General features: G+C 53.0%; 12 protein-coding genes. 4 read left to right on the top strand and 8 right to left on the bottom strand.

Annotated features, from left to right (window positions below; all coding sequences use genetic code 11):
* The first annotated feature begins 66 nt into the window (after positions 1 to 66).
* Positions 67 to 678 carry a hypothetical protein gene (locus tag E5201_RS09795; protein ID WP_140985841.1) on the top strand — a complete coding sequence of 204 codons (612 nt, stop codon included), beginning with the start codon at positions 67 to 69 and terminating at the stop codon, positions 676 to 678.
* Between the two features lie 983 nt (positions 679 to 1,661).
* Here the strand turns inward: E5201_RS09795 and E5201_RS09785 are convergent.
* From E5201_RS09785 to E5201_RS09755, 8 genes are all read right to left on the bottom strand, one after another.
* The gene (locus E5201_RS09785; protein WP_140985839.1) at positions 1,662 to 3,395 is read right to left on the bottom strand and encodes a hypothetical protein; all 1,734 of its coding nucleotides are present in this window, start codon (positions 3,393 to 3,395) and stop codon (positions 1,662 to 1,664) included.
* 203 nt (positions 3,396 to 3,598) lie between these two features.
* On the bottom strand, positions 3,599 to 6,730 hold the full coding sequence (locus E5201_RS09780) for a type I restriction endonuclease subunit R (protein ID WP_140985838.1): 3,132 nt from the start codon (positions 6,728 to 6,730) through the stop codon (positions 3,599 to 3,601).
* Positions 6,727 to 8,652 (bottom strand): restriction endonuclease subunit S, encoded by a 1,926-nt coding sequence (locus E5201_RS09775; protein ID WP_181404587.1) that lies wholly within the window; start codon positions 8,650 to 8,652, stop codon positions 6,727 to 6,729. Before E5201_RS09775 ends, E5201_RS09780 begins: the two co-directional genes overlap by 4 nt.
* Entirely contained in the window at positions 8,649 to 9,482 is an 834-nt protein-coding gene (locus E5201_RS14940) for a GmrSD restriction endonuclease domain-containing protein (RefSeq protein ID WP_219993585.1), read from the bottom strand. The genes E5201_RS09775 and E5201_RS14940 overlap by 4 nt, the downstream gene beginning before the upstream one ends.
* Positions 9,479 to 10,519, bottom strand: a complete 1,041-nt coding sequence (locus tag E5201_RS14935; protein WP_219993583.1) for a DUF262 domain-containing protein — start codon at positions 10,517 to 10,519, stop codon at positions 9,479 to 9,481. The genes E5201_RS14940 and E5201_RS14935 overlap by 4 nt, the downstream gene beginning before the upstream one ends.
* Positions 10,516 to 12,354 carry a type I restriction-modification system subunit M gene (locus tag E5201_RS09765; RefSeq protein ID WP_140985837.1) on the bottom strand — a complete coding sequence of 613 codons (1,839 nt, stop codon included), beginning with the start codon at positions 12,352 to 12,354 and terminating at the stop codon, positions 10,516 to 10,518. The genes E5201_RS14935 and E5201_RS09765 overlap by 4 nt, the downstream gene beginning before the upstream one ends.
* A gap of 571 nt (positions 12,355 to 12,925) precedes the next feature.
* The gene (locus tag E5201_RS09760; RefSeq protein ID WP_140985836.1) at positions 12,926 to 13,318 is read right to left on the bottom strand and encodes a hypothetical protein; all 393 of its coding nucleotides are present in this window, start codon (positions 13,316 to 13,318) and stop codon (positions 12,926 to 12,928) included.
* The gene (locus E5201_RS09755) at positions 13,315 to 13,767 is read right to left on the bottom strand and encodes a helix-turn-helix domain-containing protein (RefSeq protein WP_140985835.1); all 453 of its coding nucleotides are present in this window, start codon (positions 13,765 to 13,767) and stop codon (positions 13,315 to 13,317) included. The genes E5201_RS09760 and E5201_RS09755 overlap by 4 nt, the downstream gene beginning before the upstream one ends.
* A gap of 75 nt (positions 13,768 to 13,842) precedes the next feature.
* Between E5201_RS09755 and E5201_RS15125 the strand changes: the two genes are divergently transcribed.
* The 3 genes from E5201_RS15125 (at position 13,843) to E5201_RS09740 (ending at position 17,406) form a co-directional block, all read left to right on the top strand.
* Positions 13,843 to 14,094 carry a helix-turn-helix domain-containing protein gene (locus E5201_RS15125; RefSeq protein ID WP_140985834.1) on the top strand — a complete coding sequence of 84 codons (252 nt, stop codon included), beginning with the start codon at positions 13,843 to 13,845 and terminating at the stop codon, positions 14,092 to 14,094.
* Positions 14,095 to 14,375: 281 nt separating this feature from the next.
* A complete protein-coding gene (locus tag E5201_RS09745) occupies positions 14,376 to 15,233 on the top strand; it encodes a TnsA endonuclease N-terminal domain-containing protein (protein WP_140985833.1) in 858 nt (285 codons plus the stop codon).
* Positions 15,226 to 17,406, top strand: a complete 2,181-nt coding sequence (locus E5201_RS09740; RefSeq protein ID WP_140985832.1) for a DDE-type integrase/transposase/recombinase — start codon at positions 15,226 to 15,228, stop codon at positions 17,404 to 17,406. Before E5201_RS09745 ends, E5201_RS09740 begins: the two co-directional genes overlap by 8 nt.
* The last annotated feature ends 1 nt before the right edge of the window (position 17,407 follow it).

Raw genomic sequence — 17,407 nt, 5'->3', positions numbered from 1 at the left:
AAATTGTTCGTTGTTAACCTTTTCGAATCAGCACGTCCTTGGTGCTGAACCCCAAGGAGACCGAATATGACTCGGATGAGCTTAACTACGTTTCTATTCCATGATTGCCTCGATTCGGTTGCACGGACAAGAAAATTGGCTCAATACGCTGAGCCTGGGGGCAGGGATTACTTTTGGGCGGCGAAGCGAGCGGCGGGTCAAATTTTCTTAGACGATAAATCGTTCGATCAGGCCGTCGGTGACGTGATGATGAATATGTCCAAAGCCCATCAAAGGCAGGATAATCATGATGCACTCAAGGGTATGTATAACTGGAAATTGGCCAATCCCGGAAAAGCGCACCAGCCTCCGGTCGGGGAGTTCGCGGGGCCCCAAAATGAGCTAATCGTCACGTTGAGGCCGACCTTCGCCTTGGAAAAGAAGGGCGTGATTACGACCTATGTACCCTGGATGTACAAAGATGAGCGACTGACATCGGCAGTAGCAGGAATGGGCATTCATCTGATGGAGCTCATTTTGCAACAAAACGCCTACTCAGACTGGCGGTTTGCGATGATTGATACGGTTGCTGGCAAAATCTTCACCAAGACTCATAAGCATACCGCCGAAGCCGTCATGGCATCCCTGAAGACGCAGGAAGAAATTATTATAGCTCACAAAGCAAAAAAGGCAGCTTAGAATGGCCTACAACGCGACTGTCGTTCCTGTGATGATAGTGTCACCAAGTGACGTCGCCGCTGCCCACCATTGCGCCATACGGACCTGTTCCCCCCAGTGCTTGCCGCGGTGATAGCGACTTTGCCCCCTGGAATTTTATCCCTTAGTGCGGACTAAGGTTCTTCCGATGCAAAGCCAGCCAACTGAAACTATCGTGCCTCCTGAAGGGCATGGGGGTACTGTAGAGTAGTGAGGCGACCGGCAGCACCTAGCCTCTTGTAGGCGGCGAAGATCGAGCAACCATCAGTCGACATGCTAGTTCCGGCTTGGAGTGGCGAACGGCAAACGTCTCAGAGACTTCAAACCACCCCCCGCTACTGCCGCTTCCATGATGCGCTCCCATGCATGAGCATTGGCATTCGTGACCAGTTGCTTCCATGCAAGCACGCGCGCAGATTTCTTGTTCGCGGTAGGGTTGGATCACATACAACTGGCCATATTTTACAAGAGCGCTATCGACGAATTTGTTGAACCAACTTTTGGGAAGTTCCCAGCATAAAAGCTTAGGGTTTGACATCCAAACCGGGGCTGATTTGCCGCATGTCTGCAACCAAGTGCGATTGCTTTCGCTGAAAGGCAGCCTGGCTCGCAATCTCTCGCCGTTACCATCCCTCCGGAGGATCACTGGAATTTTGGTCTGATTCCAAATCTCCGCCAGCTTGCCGTCCGTAACACTCATTTTACTACTCGATGCAATTGTGAGTGGTGAATTTGTTCGGGTTCGTGATGTCTGTCAACATGGCGAAACTAGCTCAAGGCGATGAAGTCATCAATGCTCTAGGCAGCGTTCGGTCGTCCGCTTTCCGGCAAAATTATCCTTCGCACCAAGAATGTCTACATTGGGCGCCGACACGACTGGTGCCAGAGCAACTAGAGCCACCAGGCGGGCTTATCCCCGTTTCAGTTACGGTGTAGACGGGCAGACACGACTTAGGCAATGCTGCTCATTTCAACACGTCAGCGAGCTCTTTCAACCATTGTAGGGATTGCTGAAGCCAAGGTTGCTTGGCGATTAGATTGGAGATCGGAATGAACCGCCAAAGCACATTACCGATCAGCGTCACAATGCCGAGCGCGGCGGCTGTGGAGAGATAGTCTTGTGTCTTCTCCGCTGTCTTTGCCGCCAACCCAGTGCCCCATTTTACCACGACTGTCGCTAGGTTTTGCAGCGAGAGCGCAACTGCGAGCACGCGCTTTTTGGAGACTGGTTGATCCTCGCTAATTAAGCTGCTCAGCCATTCGAGCTTTTCGGTGACCTCGTGTTCGACTGCGTCCGGCACAGCTATAGCGGACGTCATATCCGTCAGTACGGCTCTGAGGTCTTCCAGAAGTTCAGCTTCGAGGATTTTCGCAGACACAGACTTTTCCAAGAAGCGGTGCCAATCGGGAAACTGAGCCACATAGTCGGTTAAAGTGGCAAAGTAGCTGGCCAAAAGCGCGATGTAGTGAGGCGCAAACTCGTCTTCATAAGCCCTGGCGGCAATTTGACACTGTTGGCTTTGAATGCCGATATAGACGATGTCATTATTGTCGCAGACCTCCCCGTGCAGGGTTTGCATCCTTTTGAGGAAGCGTGGATCGCATTGCGATGTGGCAAGGTCAGCCAGCAGATCGTCGCCGGCTTGCACGACAGCTCTCCGTACTGATGCGACCAGTGCCTTATCCCCGGCGGTGGGGGTGGCAGGGGTGTGCAGGACGGAGAGTTTGGTACCCGTAAACTGGAACTGGACGGGCGCGATCTGCTGATCAGGAACCAATTTCTCGATCTCGGCGATCACCTGAGGTGACAGAGCAGTCGGCAGGGGGGCTTGCTCGGCGGGCCCACCGCGGGCGCCGGCCTGTACCGCGATTTGCGACATCGCGGTCAACGCGTCGGAAACTGTCTCCAGACCTGCGAAATTCGGGTGCAGTCGGGCGTTAAAAACCTGACGCTGTGCTGGTGTGCCCCGCTTACGCAGTATGTGGGGTGCCTCATTGGCTATCGCAAACAAGCGCTGTGGGTAGGACGAGTCGTGACGCACATCGAAAGCATCCCGTACAAAACGCGTAATGTTTTGAATAGACGCGCGCTCGACAGCGTCCTGTCCGCGCCTTTGTAAAGCGGTTTGAATGGCGTCGACTAACAGGATGAACTCGCGATGGGGGGAGGGGAAGGTACGCCTGTAACGGTCACCATCCCGATGGAGAATGGCCGGATTAGGGTCCCCGCGGATGATATCGAAATCCTCTTCAGCTGAAGCCAGATGTGAGAAAACCGACTCCTTATAGCCATTCTCAGCCTGATAGGCCTCGTTCTCGGCGACAATTGACAGGGCGTTCAGTACATCGGCCAGTGGCGTCCCTCTGGGTATGCCCGCGTAGCTGGCCTGATCGATGGGTAGGTCCGTCGAGAGCAGAAACACCTGCCCCCGTTCCGTCTCATCAAAGAACTTTGAAAGCCGCTGGGCCGCGTCAGCAATAATGATCAGTCGCCGCACATAATCATAGGTGCTGTGCCCGCCACGCTTTCCATCGACACTCAACCGCTCAATGGCCGTGCGGATGTCCATCATGTCTTCCATTACGCTAGCGTCGGCGAACAAGGGATAGCGTGTGCGTTGCGCCTTCAGATCGTCTTCGATCCGCAGCACTAGCCGCATCAGCGAATGTTCGACACCTTCTGGAAGTTTGAACGCCAAAGCCGCCCCCTTTTGTTGGATGCCCTCACAGGTAAGGCATCGTGATTCGAAAAGAATGCTAAGGGCTTCACCCTCGTGCAGGCAAGGATAAAGGCGCGGTGTTCCGCGCCCGCCTAGGGCGGTAACCAATGTCTGGTTTCGAGATTTTGCCGTTCGTGTCGCATGTCCGGAATGGGCGCTAAGTGCTCAACCCTACTAGACCTTCACTGTGATGAGAGGGCAGCATGGGGCCTAATTGCGGGATCGCCCGATGACTTGGCTCTCAATGTTTCGTACAGTCCTGCCGGGCCAAGCAGCGTATCTTTGAGCCCGTCGCGTATGCGTTCGGAATTCAGCGCTTGTGAACTCATGGTGCTATGCGCGTCGAGTGCATCCATGATGGCATTGACCAGGGCGGTCTTCAGGTCCGGCGAATTGGCGAACTGTTCCTTGGAATTGTTGGCAGCCTGTTGAATCAGCGTTTCGTTTTCGACCATTTTCATGACCAGACCGTTGACATAAACCAACTGATCATTGTCCGTCAGTTCGCCCTCGAACAGGCCATTGACCTTCTCGATAATTTCGTTGAGCAGCGCCTTGTTTTTTTCCTGCACCGAACCCGTGCCGGCCGCGTCCATGGGTTTCAGCTTCTCTGACTGACCAGGGTGGAGGTTCAGCGGCTGCTTACCTGTATTGCGCAGATTGTGATGGGTGAGGATTACCTTGGACAGATCGACAGTATCGCGCTCGCGCCCGAACTCCAGTAGCGGGATTAAGCGTTTATAAAACAGGAAACGCTTTTCGATGTCCGTGTTTCCATAGTCAAATATCTGCGACAGGAAGGCGTACAACCGCACAAAGGTCTGCATGTCGCCCTTAAATAGGACTAGGCCGTCCATTTCGTCCTTGGCATCTTGGGCGGCTTTTGTGTCCTCGCGGTCTTCGGCGGCCGCCTTTTGAGCCTTGGCGGCGGAAAAGCGTTTCAGCAGGCGGTCGCCCACGGGCGCAATGGCTGCGCTCAGTTGGGCTTGCGTACCCTTGGGATCCATTTCGACCTGGGCCACTCTATCAACCTCGAAATTGTCATAGTGACCGCTGGAATCAAGCTTTGCCCGCAGATCGTAGACCATATGCGGGTCGGTCATGGCTTCTAGTTCGGCGGTTTCAAAATAGGTTTTGAAGGCCGTCAATACCTCGGCGGGATCGTTCACGAAGTCGAGGATGTAGGTGGTGTCCTTGTTCGGGTAAGCCCGATTGAGCCGCGACAAGGTTTGCACGGCCTGAATGCCGCCCAAGCGCTTATCGATATACATGCCGCACAGTAGAGGTTGGTCGAATCCCGTCTGGAATTTATTGGCCACCAGCAACAGGTGATAATCGGCACCGGCAAAGGTTTCACGGATGTCGCGGCCATTCAGACCCAGATTCAACGCCTTACTGACCTCGGTGACGGGTTCGGGGTAGGATTCCTTGTCGTCGATCTCACCGGAGAAGGCGACCAGACAGCCCAGGGCGTAGTTCTGTCGCTCGATATAACCCCGGATCGCCTTTTGCCAGCGCACAGCCTCTTTCCGGCTGCCGACAACGACCATGGCCTTGGCCTTACCGTTGAGAAGCGGCTGAACGTTTTCGCGGAAGTGCTCAACGACGACCTGAACCTTTTGGGCGATGTTATAGGGATGTAGCCGCACCCACTGATTAATGCCTTTCAAGGCCTCATTGCGTTCGACCTCACGTTCGTCCCATTCCTCACCATTATTGGCAAGGCGGTAGGCCAGCTTGTAGGTCGTGTAGTTTTGCAGCACATCGAGGATGAAGCCCTCTTCGATGGCCTGACGCATCGAATAGACGTGAAACGCCTGAGGAATGCCGTCCGCGTCCTTGCGCCCGAACAGTTCAAGCGTCTTTGCCTTGGGCGTGGCCGTGAAGGCAACATAGGTCAGGCCGTCCGAACCTGACCGGCCCGCCATTTGTGCCGCCAGCAGGTCTTCCGTGCCAATTTCGCCGCCGTCGCTGAGTTCCGCCAATTCTTCGGCCGAAAGCAGCATCTTCAGCTTGGCTGCGGCTTCTCCGGTCTGAGAGGAATGGGCCTCGTCGGCAATGACCGCAAAGTGCTTGCCTTCGGTGGCCGATAATTCCTTTACGGCCTCAAGGGCGAACGGAAAGGTCTGGATAGTACAGACGATAATCTTCTTGCCGTCTTTCAGAGCTTGCGAAAGCTGTGCGCTTTTTGAGCCCGTATCGTTGCTGATAGTCGCCACCACGCCCTTGGTGCGCTGAAAATCGAAGATGGCTTCCTGAAGCTGGTTATCCAGAACCGTGCGATCCGACACGACCAGAACGCTGTCGAACACCTTCTGGTTCTGAGCGTCGTGCAGGTCTGCCAGAAAATGCGCCGACCAGGCGATAGAGTTGGTCTTGCCCGATCCTGCCGAATGCTGGATCAGGTAGCGTTCACCGGCACCATTGGCCAAAACGTCGGCGATCAATTTGCGCGTGGCGTCCAGTTGATGATAGCGCGGGAAAATGTAGTGCGACAGCGCTTTGGTCTTGGTGTCACGCGCGCCGATCATGTAGCGGCCAAGGATATCCAGCCAGCTATCACGCGCCCAGACTTCTTCCCACAGATATGATGTGGCAAAGCCGTCAGGATTTGGAGGATTGCCCTTGCCGCCATGGTCGCCTCTGTTGAATGGCAAAAACACGGTCTGTGGCCCCGCAAGTTTGGTCGCCATCATGACTTCGGACTGCGATACCGCGAAGTGCACCAGCGCGCCACCGGGGAAGGCCAGCAGAGGCTCGGTTTGACCGCCTTTGGGTGTGGGGTTTCGGTCGAATTTATACTGGTCGACCGCGTCTTCGACGCTTTGGGTGAAGTCGGATTTTAGTTCGGCGGTGGCGACGGCGATGCCATTCAGAAACAGCACCAGGTCGAAACAGGCGGCGGGGTTATTGAGCGAGTGCTTGACCTGCCGCACGACGCGTAGCCGATTGGCCTCATAGAGCTTCTGGATTTCGGGGTTGATCCCCAGCGCCGGTTTGAACTGCACCAGTGACAGCGGCTTAGTCAGACCAAGCATCTCGACACCACGGCGCAGCACCTCCAGCGTGCCGCGTTCATTCAGGCCCTTGCGGATACGTTCGGCCAGCCGCTGCGGTAACTGTGCGCCGTGGGTCTTGGTCAGCTTGGCAAAGCTATCGCCTTGCGTGTCTTCAAGCCAGGCCATCAGGTCAGGCAAATAGAGCGCGCTTTGGCGATCATAAAAGGCGGCATCGCCGGGCGCAAAGTGCCAGCCATTCGCCGCCATATGGCCGCAGATATCGTCCTCAAAATGGATTTCCCGGTGCAGGTTCATACGAATAACCGTCCTGTCTCGGTTTTCGGTCCAGTACCGGTTGGCACCAACCCATTTCGACGCATCCAGTTGAGGCGCAAGTGAAGTTCCTGAGCTGTAAAGTTTTCGCTTTTTCTAGGGTGCCAATCGTTGAGGAACCCATTAACGATATCGTCATCGCTCGGTTCTTTTTGCTCGATCAGGTAGTCATTCCAAACAGCAAACAAAGTCGCAACACCCTCAACATCATGTGTGTTTAACGGAGCTAGTAAGGCGTAAAGTCGTTGCAACTTCGTGTTGCGTTCAGGCCCAAGCTGTCGCGCGAGCTCGTCGCTAAGGCTGCCCACAGGCCGTGACAGGAGATAGGTGATGGATCGATTTGACCCTGTGGGCGTTTGAGTAATGACGCCGCAAAGCGCTTGGGCCTCACTTTCCATGTCATCGATCATATCTCTATCAAGCGGGCCATAGTCGTTGCGTAGATATCTCCCCGCAAGTTCATCCACACCCGCATAGGCTTCCGCCAAATAGGCATGTTTTTGCAGCGCCGTACGACCGAAGGTCGGCCGCCCCTGGGATTTCTCAATGAGTTCGATCGCTAGTAGGCCACGTAATCGGCGCCGGGCCGTCGCCAAATCGATTATTTCGGCTGACGGGCGGCGTACGTCGATTTTGCCGGTGACAGCAGCCGAAATCAGGGCCGTGCGTCGTTCTTTTAGGATGTCTATGACTCTGGTGGCCTCGGCGGTAAGTGAGTCAAGCTTTGCTATTTCTGATTTCAGAAACTCGACGATTTTATTGCGCTCTGGAGTAGGCGGCCAACCAATCTTAAAGTTTGAGACAAAACTGTCAGGAACTCTTTTTAAGCCCCCGGCACCTGTCATTTCGCGAACCGCGACGCCGCGAAAATTTGGCGAAATTGTAAACCACCAAATAATAGTGGCATCACCAGCATGTTTTGGTCGAAGCACTGTGAGCTCTGTAGTGCCAAATCCATGGCCCTCACGCAGCCCCTTCATAATCGCACCTTTCCCATTTTCGAAGCATGGCGTCACCTTCGCAATAACGACATCGCCATTTGAAAAATAAGAATAGCCTGTCTCGACGTCAGAAATTGCACGCACTCGGTTGAGTTCAAGCTGTCCGTTTTCCCCTATACATTCCATTGGTAAAAAACTAACCTCCGTCGTCTTATCCATCCAGGAGATTTCGGATTTAGAGGGATTTAAGTTTGCCACGCTTTTAACCAGACGTACTTCCCAATGCGCTGGGATATGACCGAGCCATTCGACGCCGGAGTCCTTCATGGGGGCGGCGGGGTTGAGGCCCTTGGTCACGGCATGTGAAATCGTCGCCTGACGCTTTTCGGCCAGCAGCGCGATCAGCTTTTCCTGCTCCGCAATTAGCTCGTCGATCTTGCCCGTTTCTCCATCCAAAAACGCTGCGATGGCGGTTTGTTCAGCTTGGGTAGGAACTGGCAGTAGGATGTTCTTCATTTCAGAGTAGTTTGTGCTCCATAGGTCGGCGACGATACCTTTTCCAAATCTATAAAACTCCTCTTGGAACATCTGGCTTCGGAGCAATTGATTTGCGTATTCCGACACAATTTCGGGCCTCGGGGCAAGCACCGTGTTAATTAGGGAAACAGAGCCATCGAGGTAGGAAATTCCCGATGAGCCTTTTCGGTCTGAGCGGCTGTTGATTACAAAATCACCGGAGCATACCTTTTTTCGATTGTCCCCATCATCGGTCTTTGCGGCTGTATCTAACTGCGGAACAACGCCGTTCTTTGTAACCGAAAGTGCCTGAAAGTCCTTGTCACTGACCTTCTCACGTCGTTCATCGAAATAAAATCCAAGACGGCGCAATTCCCAATGCTCGGGCACTCGCCCAAGCCATGCCACGCCGCTGTCCTTATAGGCGGGATAGGGTTTCAGGCTCATAGACCAGCCTCCACTCTAAGCCATTCAGGCGACCATACTGCCTCGACCAGCCCCCTTAAGACCTCCCGCCGTTCGGACTGTTGCTCGGGGCCGAATTCTGTGTAGGGCCTGAAAGCCAGGTTGCTGCGTTCGATAAAGTTCCTGAATTGCGGTTGATGTTCATAGGCACCGGCGGTGAGGCTGGCGGCATACAGATTTTGGCCGACGTAATGTGGTGATTTGTCGGCAAACGCTTTGCCCTGATAACTGCGATTAACATCTGCCGACAGTAGCAGAAGCCCGGCGACGTGATTTCGCCAGTTCTGGAAATCTGAATTGTTTGTGAACCAGGATTGGCTGTCGAAAGCATCCGGATAAATATGCTCAATATCGCAAGGGTTGGGGCGTTCACGGTCGACCAGCTGCGCGAACAGGTCGGGTTTTCCAGCCTGAACATCGACGTAACTCGTCACGCGTGCGAGCAAGTGATAGATGTAGCGGCGGCTGAATTGATTGACCCGCAGATCGTCCAGCCCGCTACGATCGCCGCTTTGGCGCCCATTGAAGGTTACGTCGTCATGCGCCAGGCGGGAGGTGAGGATGTCAACCAGGTCAGGCAAGGATGCGCGGCGGATGTCTTTGCACAATCCCCACATCGCATAGCTTACTGCGGAATATCCCACACGTATGTAGTTGACCGTCCGTCGCATCAGCCAGATGTCGAGATATCGAGCTGTAACAGCGAGCTTTCGATCGACCGTTTCGCTGCTATCGGACGGCTGCAAAGGCGCCAGAAGGACGGTATTTTGCCACGTGAACTCGTTGTGGGCGTTATAAAAGACTGCCTTCAAGGCCGGAAGGTAATGGGTGCTTGCAGCCTGGATGCGCTGATACGCGGCGGCAAAAAAGGAAGTTCGGTATTAATGACTTCGAGGTTTCGGTCTTGCGTTCCCAAGCGCAGGCGGGTTGCATTGTCTCGAGCCCAGCGATGAAACGTCGTTGCGATGAGTTCCCAATCCTTGTCGGTGGCTCCGGCCTTACGTTCCCGGATCGTTTCGGCGTACTGGGCGCGAAACCAGGCGCTCATGCACTGAGAGTCACGTTTTTCGTCGAGTTCGCCGCCTGTGCTGATTAGCGCCAGGACTTCTCGTTTCCACGTGGCGTTAGCAAGGCGGCGAAGGTGCTCGTCGGCTATTGGGGCCAGCAAGTAAGCCTTCAGCATATCCACGGGGCTAAGGGGCTTGCCTCGGTCATTCATCGTCTCAAAGATGGCATAGGCGTAATTGTCATTGTCCGTTGAAATTTCGATCAGCCCGACCTTGTTCATTAGCCAATAGATGAAGTGGGGCAGAGCGTCGCCCAACTCCTCGATCAAACCTTCCTGCATGATGTCTTCGTACCGTGCAGCCATGTTCTGGATCGACTCGTCCCTGCCGTCGGCGCTGAAGGGAGTCTTGTGAAACAAGGCGTCGATGACCGGGCGCCGCTCAGGAATATCAAGATTGAAGGCCGGGGCGCCGAAGTTGTCAGAATATATCAAGGCCGCCAACTGAGCGACCATCGGAAGTTTGGCCGCCTCCGCCGCGTGGTACAAATATATCAGTAGCAGTGTCAGTGACGTCGTTCGCTGCTGGCCGTCCACGAGATATTTGCGGCCGTCACGCAGGGTCACGATGATCGAGCCGAGGAAATAATTTTCGTATTTGGCGACCTTACCGGTGTCATCTCCTAGCTGATAACACGAGAAAAATTTGGCGCGCAAGTCACTGACGAGGGCGACAATGTTGTCCTTCCCCCATTTGTATTCGCGCTGATATTCATCGATCGAAAATACCTGATTGCTCAGCAGTTCTTTGACCGTCCTGTAGTTGGGAATGACCTTGCTCATTCCGCCAGCCCTTCGATCAGTTGCAAAATCCGTGTCGTGACGACTTTCAATTCCTCGTCAATCGTGTGCAGATCACGCGGCGGTTCAAAGACGTAGAAATGCCGGTTAAAGGGGATTTCATATCCGACCTTGCTCTTACCCTCGTCAATCCAGGCATCGGGCGCATGGGGCAGAACTTCGCGCTTGAAGTAGGCCGCGATGTCGTCCGACAGAGGCACGTTTTCGGTGTCCCGCAAAGCGCTGTCGGCCATGGGCTTGCCTTTGGCCTTACCCTTTTGCCCCAGCACAATCTTGCCTACTTCATCGCGCAAAGGGCGTTCGACTGTGATGGTCGTGTAGCCGAAATCTTCGTTTCTGAATATGCGTGAGATCGGCACGACCTTGACTTTTCCGCCTTCGGGCGCTGTCGGCGGCGTGCGTCCGTCGATCAGTAAGTCACGCGTGATCTCCTTACCTGCCCCGTCGGTGATAATAACCTGTTCCGCTTCCGCGAAGTCTCCAAACAGCCGGGTGATGTCGGCGATATGGGCGTCATTCAGTTCCTTGCGCTTGCTGCCGAGGGACTTGCGCATTTTCTGCCAGAAAGAACTGGCGTCGATGAGTTGCACAAGACCCTTGCGGGCTTTCGGCTTCTTGTTTGACAGAATCCAGATGTAGGTGCTGATGCCCGTATTGTAGAACATGTCGGTCGGCAGGCCGATAATGGCTTCGACCAGATCGTTTTCCAGCACGTAACGGCGGATTTCGCTTTCGCCGGATCCGGCACCACCGGTGAATAGGGGCGAGCCATTCAGGACGATACCGATACGCGAACCACCATCGACAGCCGGACGCATCTTCGACAGAAGGTGCATCAGGAACAGCATGGAACCATCCGACACACGCGGCAGTCCAGGGCCGAAACGGCCGTTAAAGCCCTTCTCAGCGGCCTCCTTGCGGACTTCCTTTTCAACCTTCTTCCATTCGACACCGAACGGCGGATTGGACAGCATGTAGTCGAACTTGCGGCTGGTGTGACCGTCCTCAGACAGCGTGTTGCCCACGACAATATTGCCGACGTCCTGCCCTTTGATCAACATGTCCGCCTTACAGATGGCGTAGGATTCGTCATTTAGTTCCTGCCCAAACATAGTCAGGCGAGCCTGGGGATTATGGTCGTGCAGGTGCTCACCCGCAACGGACAACATGCCGCCGGTGCCTGCGGTCGGGTCATAGATCGTACGCACTACGGCATTGCCGGCAGTCAGCACATCGTCGTCTTCGATGAACAGCAGGTTGACCATCAACCGGATGACTTCGCGCGGAGTGAAGTGTTCCCCAGCGGTCTCGTTCGAGATTTCCGCAAATTTGCGGATCAACTCTTCGAACACCAGACCCATCTGGGCGTTGTCGACACGCTTGGGGTGCAGGTCGATATTGGCAAACTTTTCCGTCACCAAATACAGCAGGCTGGATTTCGCTAGCCGTTCAACCTGAGAGTAGAAGTCAAAGCGCTCAAAGATGTCACGGGCAGAGTCCGAGAACCCTTGTATGTACGAATAAAGGTTCGGTCGAATGTTGTCTTGATCGCCCAGGAGCTTCACCAAATCAAGCGGCGAGGTGTTGTAAAAGCTCTGGCCAGCTTTGCGCAGTAGGAATGAGTCTGGGTTGAGGCCTATTGCAGTTTTAGCTTTATATTCGTCCACCACGGCATCTTTTGTATCCACCAACACGCAATCAAGGCGACGCAGAACCGTGAAGGGCAGGATTACCTTGCCGTATTCAGATTGCTTGTAATCGCCACGCAGTAAGTCAGCAACCGACCAGATAAACGATGAAAGTGTTTGGTGATTCAATTTATGCCCCTTAGCTTATAGCCTTTATACCCCCGCTTCGGGTTAACAGGAGCTTTAAGCAGGTCGGGAATCAACTGGCAAGCGATTGAACGGGCAGCGCTATTTGTTTGATTTGACACGCAGTACGGAGGCCAGTTTTTAGTTCTTAACCATGGGCGCGAAGATGTTCGCAAAACCGCGTTTTCTTGGTGCGAAGGCTAATAGAGGTCGATCAAATGCCTTTACAGACGAGTATGCTAAAGTCATGTTTCACGGTGCGTGGGATCCGCATAAGGATGTTCGCATCAAACTCAACTATTCATCCTATAGCACGGAGCGCTTTTTGGAATTATAATAAGATAATTCTAATCTGGAGCGGTCCTTGATCCGAAAGTGTTAAAATGAGACGGGTGATAAGGCCAAAAGAGACGCGCGCGACCACGCAGAATGACGTATCAACTGTGCTTCAACTCCGGAAAGAGTTCATAGACCGAGTTGAGGAAGATCGTATAAGCTTATCAAAGCTTCTCATCATCCCAGCGGGATCGAAAAGGAGCTTTGAAGAATTTCTGGCCATGATAAAGCGTGTTTCCTAATTTCTCGCCCGTTGCTGCATGAGGAGTTTAGCTTCCTTTGTAAGGTTGATCTCCTTTCGCCAATATTTGACGTCTAAGAGAAATGCGACCGAGGACATGCAGAGAAGAGCTAACAGGCACCAGTCGAGGATAGTCTGCGGATACCGATTGAGACACGCTGCAAAGACCGACCAGAGTGATATCAATGTAAAAATCGGAAGCCTGGGCCAGGTGCCAATAATCTTATCAATCTTGTCTTCCACCATTTTTGCTGTTTTATCGTCCATACTGAAGCCCATTTTTTGCTCTTCAAGCGTATACTCGATGGCCTCAGCAATTATTGCCTGGTCGACCTTTCGTTCGAAAAAACTGGATGCGTCCACCAGGTTATCATTGTCCCTCTCCGTCATGACGCCAACTCTACAAACTCATCGGCTTCTGCTTGGATGTTGGAACTTTGGGCGATACGAACTTTCTTATAGACGGCTGCGACCAGAGCGGCTGTCTTTTCGGGCGAGACTTGCAGTTGTCTGTTTTGAATAGCCCGAGTGACGGCGGCTGTTACTTTAGCAAACATATCTAGAGAAGAACTGTGATGACCGCTCAGCGAGGTGTCGCCTTCGCCTAGGAGCAACCATAGAGGATCGACCCCGAAACGATCAAACAGTCTGATGAGGAACTCTGCAGAAATATCAGATCTACCTTGTTCGTAGTTCTGGATTGTTCGACGTGGAACGTCGAGTGCAAGTGCGAATGCTATCTGACTCGTACCAGAGATACGATGCCGGACGCTAATTAAACGGCGGCTAACATCCTCTCTTGAATACCTTTTTTTAGCTGCCGTGACATCCTTATTCATAAAATTTGACTCTGCGTAAAAGATGAATAGACTTGAACTATATATGGCTCAGTTGATTGGGAATCAAGTCAAGTTATGTTGTTGAAAGTTCGCCTTACGACTCACGATTGGGTTAAGGAATGCCTGCGAAGACGTGGAACGAATTTTTCTTCGATCGCACGTCAGGCGGGTGTGAGTACATCCCTCGTCTATTCAGTTTCAAAAGGAATAACCCGATCTGCTCGAATCGAAAACATGTTGTCATCGGCAATTGGATTTTCGCCTGAGCAAATTTGGCTTGATCGGGGTGCGGCGGATCATGTGAGTAACGAGCCCCCGTCGGCCTAGCTGATCGGCATATTTTAAGCCGTCGAACCAAATGGAGTTTCGGCCATGTCACCATAAATAAAGAGCGCCCTACCGAAGTCGAGCGCCCTTGATATTTTACTTAGCACCTAAATCATCAAGGTATTTGATCAGATTGTCAATGGGCCTGTTGCGCCCATGCGATTCTGTGCGCGCTCTCCCATCTTTCAAAAACCAAGTGGCATCTCCTGTAGCGCCAATTGCTGCAGCCTATGGCGTTTGGCGTCCCGCATCCCACCGGTTTGGTGGAGGAGCATTGAGCTATGGATATTATCCAATACCCACCAACGACGGGGTCACCCGTTTTGACCCAAAATTACAATCATACGGCCTATCCATCATGGTGGATCGGGTCTTCAAAGCACCTGAACTGGACACCGACGCTTAGCAAGGCGCTGGATCTTCCCGAACAAGGCAAAATTGAGAAGGAAATCTTTGTGTCGCGTCCCAGCGCAAAGGTATCGATCAATTTATCTCCTCTTGGTGTAAGGGCTGTAAGGGCCTCTGCTCACATTAATCGTGTCAGCTATATGCCTTTGGTAACGTCGGGTATTGCCCTTCAAGCCGAGTCTGATCCGGAAAGATGGTTTCTTTACACCTCTGATATCGACCCTGGGGTGGTGGATATTCGCACCCAATGCGTGGCCGTCGAGTTTATTTACGACGAAAAGATGCGACGCTACACCTTGGATGTTCTGCGTCTTACGAGGTCAGGAAACATCCAGGCTGTGGAGGTGAAGTCCAGTCTCGAAAGCATTCGGCGTCCAGCTTATCTGGAAAAGCTGAACATCGTTCGTGAAATCCTGGAGGGGCTCGGTATCGAGTTCATCGTAGCGACAACAAACAAATTAATCGGAAAGAATGTTCTGGCGCACAACATACAGAGCTTAGTGTCCCACCGCTTTGTCCGGATAGAGCCCCGAACCCTTGCGACCTGTAATTTGCTTCTGGAGGGTAACAATAAAACACTTGGGCAGTTGCTGACAGCCTTAGGAACATCGCCAACGGGACGTGCGCAACTCCTATCCCTGATTGCCCGAAAGCATGTCTATTGCGACATTAGCCGCCGCCTTACGGCCTCGACGATTGTCCGCAAGACGATAGGAGGGAGCTATGCTTAAGCCTCTTATTAGTAAGGCAACTAACCCTCTCAACGACGCTTTGACCAGTGTGGCAGTGCCTAAGCTGCGAAGGGGAGGACTCTACGTTTACGATGGGGTGGAGGTCGAATACATCAAGCCCCTGAATGGCAATCTGCATTTTTTTATCGACCCCAATACTGGCCGCCCACTCACCGGGGGCGTAGACGGTGCCGTTACCACCGAGTGGCTGACAGAAATGATGGCGGCAGGGCGGTTTTACTGCCTTTTCTCACTGAATCGGGCCGTATCTATCCCTTGCGGTGAGAGCCTTGAAGAAATCGCTGAAAGGCAACCCGGTGCCCTTCTTTTGCAGAAGATTGTGCTCAAGTTAGACGAACATCTGGAAAAAATCGGACGCCTATCAAAAGGGATGCGCCAGACAATCACGGTGCAGGTCTGTCATGCGAATCCAGAGTTGGTCAGCAAGCTGAACGGCATGCCCTCTGACCGGCAGGTTGTTAAGGCTTTGAAGTCTCATACCGCATATGGTGAGAGGTCTATCCGAGACTTCATGTCTATGAGAGGCCGGGTTCCGCGCAAGCCGAAACTTTCTGCGGACTTGCAGGAGTTTATCAGACAAGCTGTAACCTGGTACGTCGAAACGAAAGAAAGCAACAAGATCGCGGCGTGGGGGTATTTTTGTCTAAAAATCGAAGAGGAGAACCGGGGGCGAGCCAGCCAGAACACCATCAACCTTGTGAAACCATGCTCCAAGTCGACCTTCTACGCCCATTTTGATGGGTTCCTTGACGCAGCACATTTGCGAAAAAAGTACGGCTCTCAGCATTTTAACCGCAATCTTAAGGGTGTCGGAAAATCGGGGCTCGTATTCGCCCCCGGTGAAGCTTACCAGATTGATCACACGGTTGCAGACATCTTCCTGATACACCCAGAGCGGAAATTTGTCATTGGTCGGCCGTACATTACGTCCATTGTTGATACCGCCTCAGGCGCATTTCTTGCCTTGGTGGTCGGATTTACGCCACCTGGCAGGGCGTCTGTATTCCAGGCCATCAAAGCGGCTTTTACCCCATCGGCGGATGTGTATTTGGGTGACGCTTATCCGGCGCTTAAGAGCATTTACGGCATTCCTGCGCGTATAATAGCTGATAGGGGATCCGAGTTTATATCGGGGAGCTTTACGACAGCCCTGAACGATATGGGGGTTGAGGTCTCGTTTGCCCGCGTTCGAACGCCAACGGATAAGCCGTTAGTTGAAGTGTCCTTTGGTACGTTAAATCACAAAGTCATCCATCGGCTGAAGGGTGTGGCATTTAGAGATGTGTCTGAAAAGCTGGGAGACTATGACTCGGTGAAATCGGCCACACTCGATTTGCCTAGCTTTAGTGATGTGCTGCAGAAATTCATTTCAATTCATAATCTTACGGCCAAGGAGCGACTGGAAGGTGCGCCACCTGCTATGGTGTGGCACGAACATATCCTGATGCATCCGATGCGTGCGTTCTGTGATCTTTCAGAGCTTCAGCGGATTGCAGGCATATCGAGGATGCGATCATTGAGCCGAAAAGGCGTGCGCGTGGAGCACCTTCATTATGGATCAGGTGCCGAGATTGACAGTATTCTGGCTGAATTCCGGCAGGTTCAGGGAGAACGAGGGTCGTTCCGCGTTCGGGTCGTGAGCGATCCTATGGATATGGGGCAGATCCAGGTTTACTGCCCGCATTCGAAGCGCTTCGTAACACTTAAAGCTAAAGAGTTTGAATACGCTTCCGGACGGTCTTTGTTTTTGCATAAGATAACGCGGAAAGCGCGTAAGGCACACGCCGATGATTTGTATCCTCAGACAAACATCACGGCCAGACATGCGGAACTGATCGCGTCGGCGAATAATCCCGTGAAACGGCGATCCCAATTGCGAAATAAACAGGCCGCAAAATTGGCGGCTGATATTGCAGCTAAAGATCGATCCGATAATGCTTCCACTCATGTCGTTGCGACAAACTTCGCGTCTGAGAGAGAGGATGGCGCGCTCATGCCTCCCGGGAAAACCGTCCGAAAGCGGAGAAGCCTGTCCAAGGCACCAATTGCTGCATCACCGCACCTGCCGCAGGCACCGGCAAAGGATAAGCCCAAGGGTTTAGTTGCCGGCCATGATGCATTCCACGAATTGCCCAATTTTTCGGATTTCTAAG

Origin of the sequence: Asticcacaulis tiandongensis (assembly GCF_006475605.1) — a bacterium.
In the GTDB taxonomy this organism is placed as follows: Bacteria; Pseudomonadota; Alphaproteobacteria; order Caulobacterales; family Caulobacteraceae; genus Asticcacaulis; species Asticcacaulis tiandongensis.
Note: the sequence above shows the minus strand (reverse complement) of the source record. Positions and strands in the feature narration are given on the sequence as shown.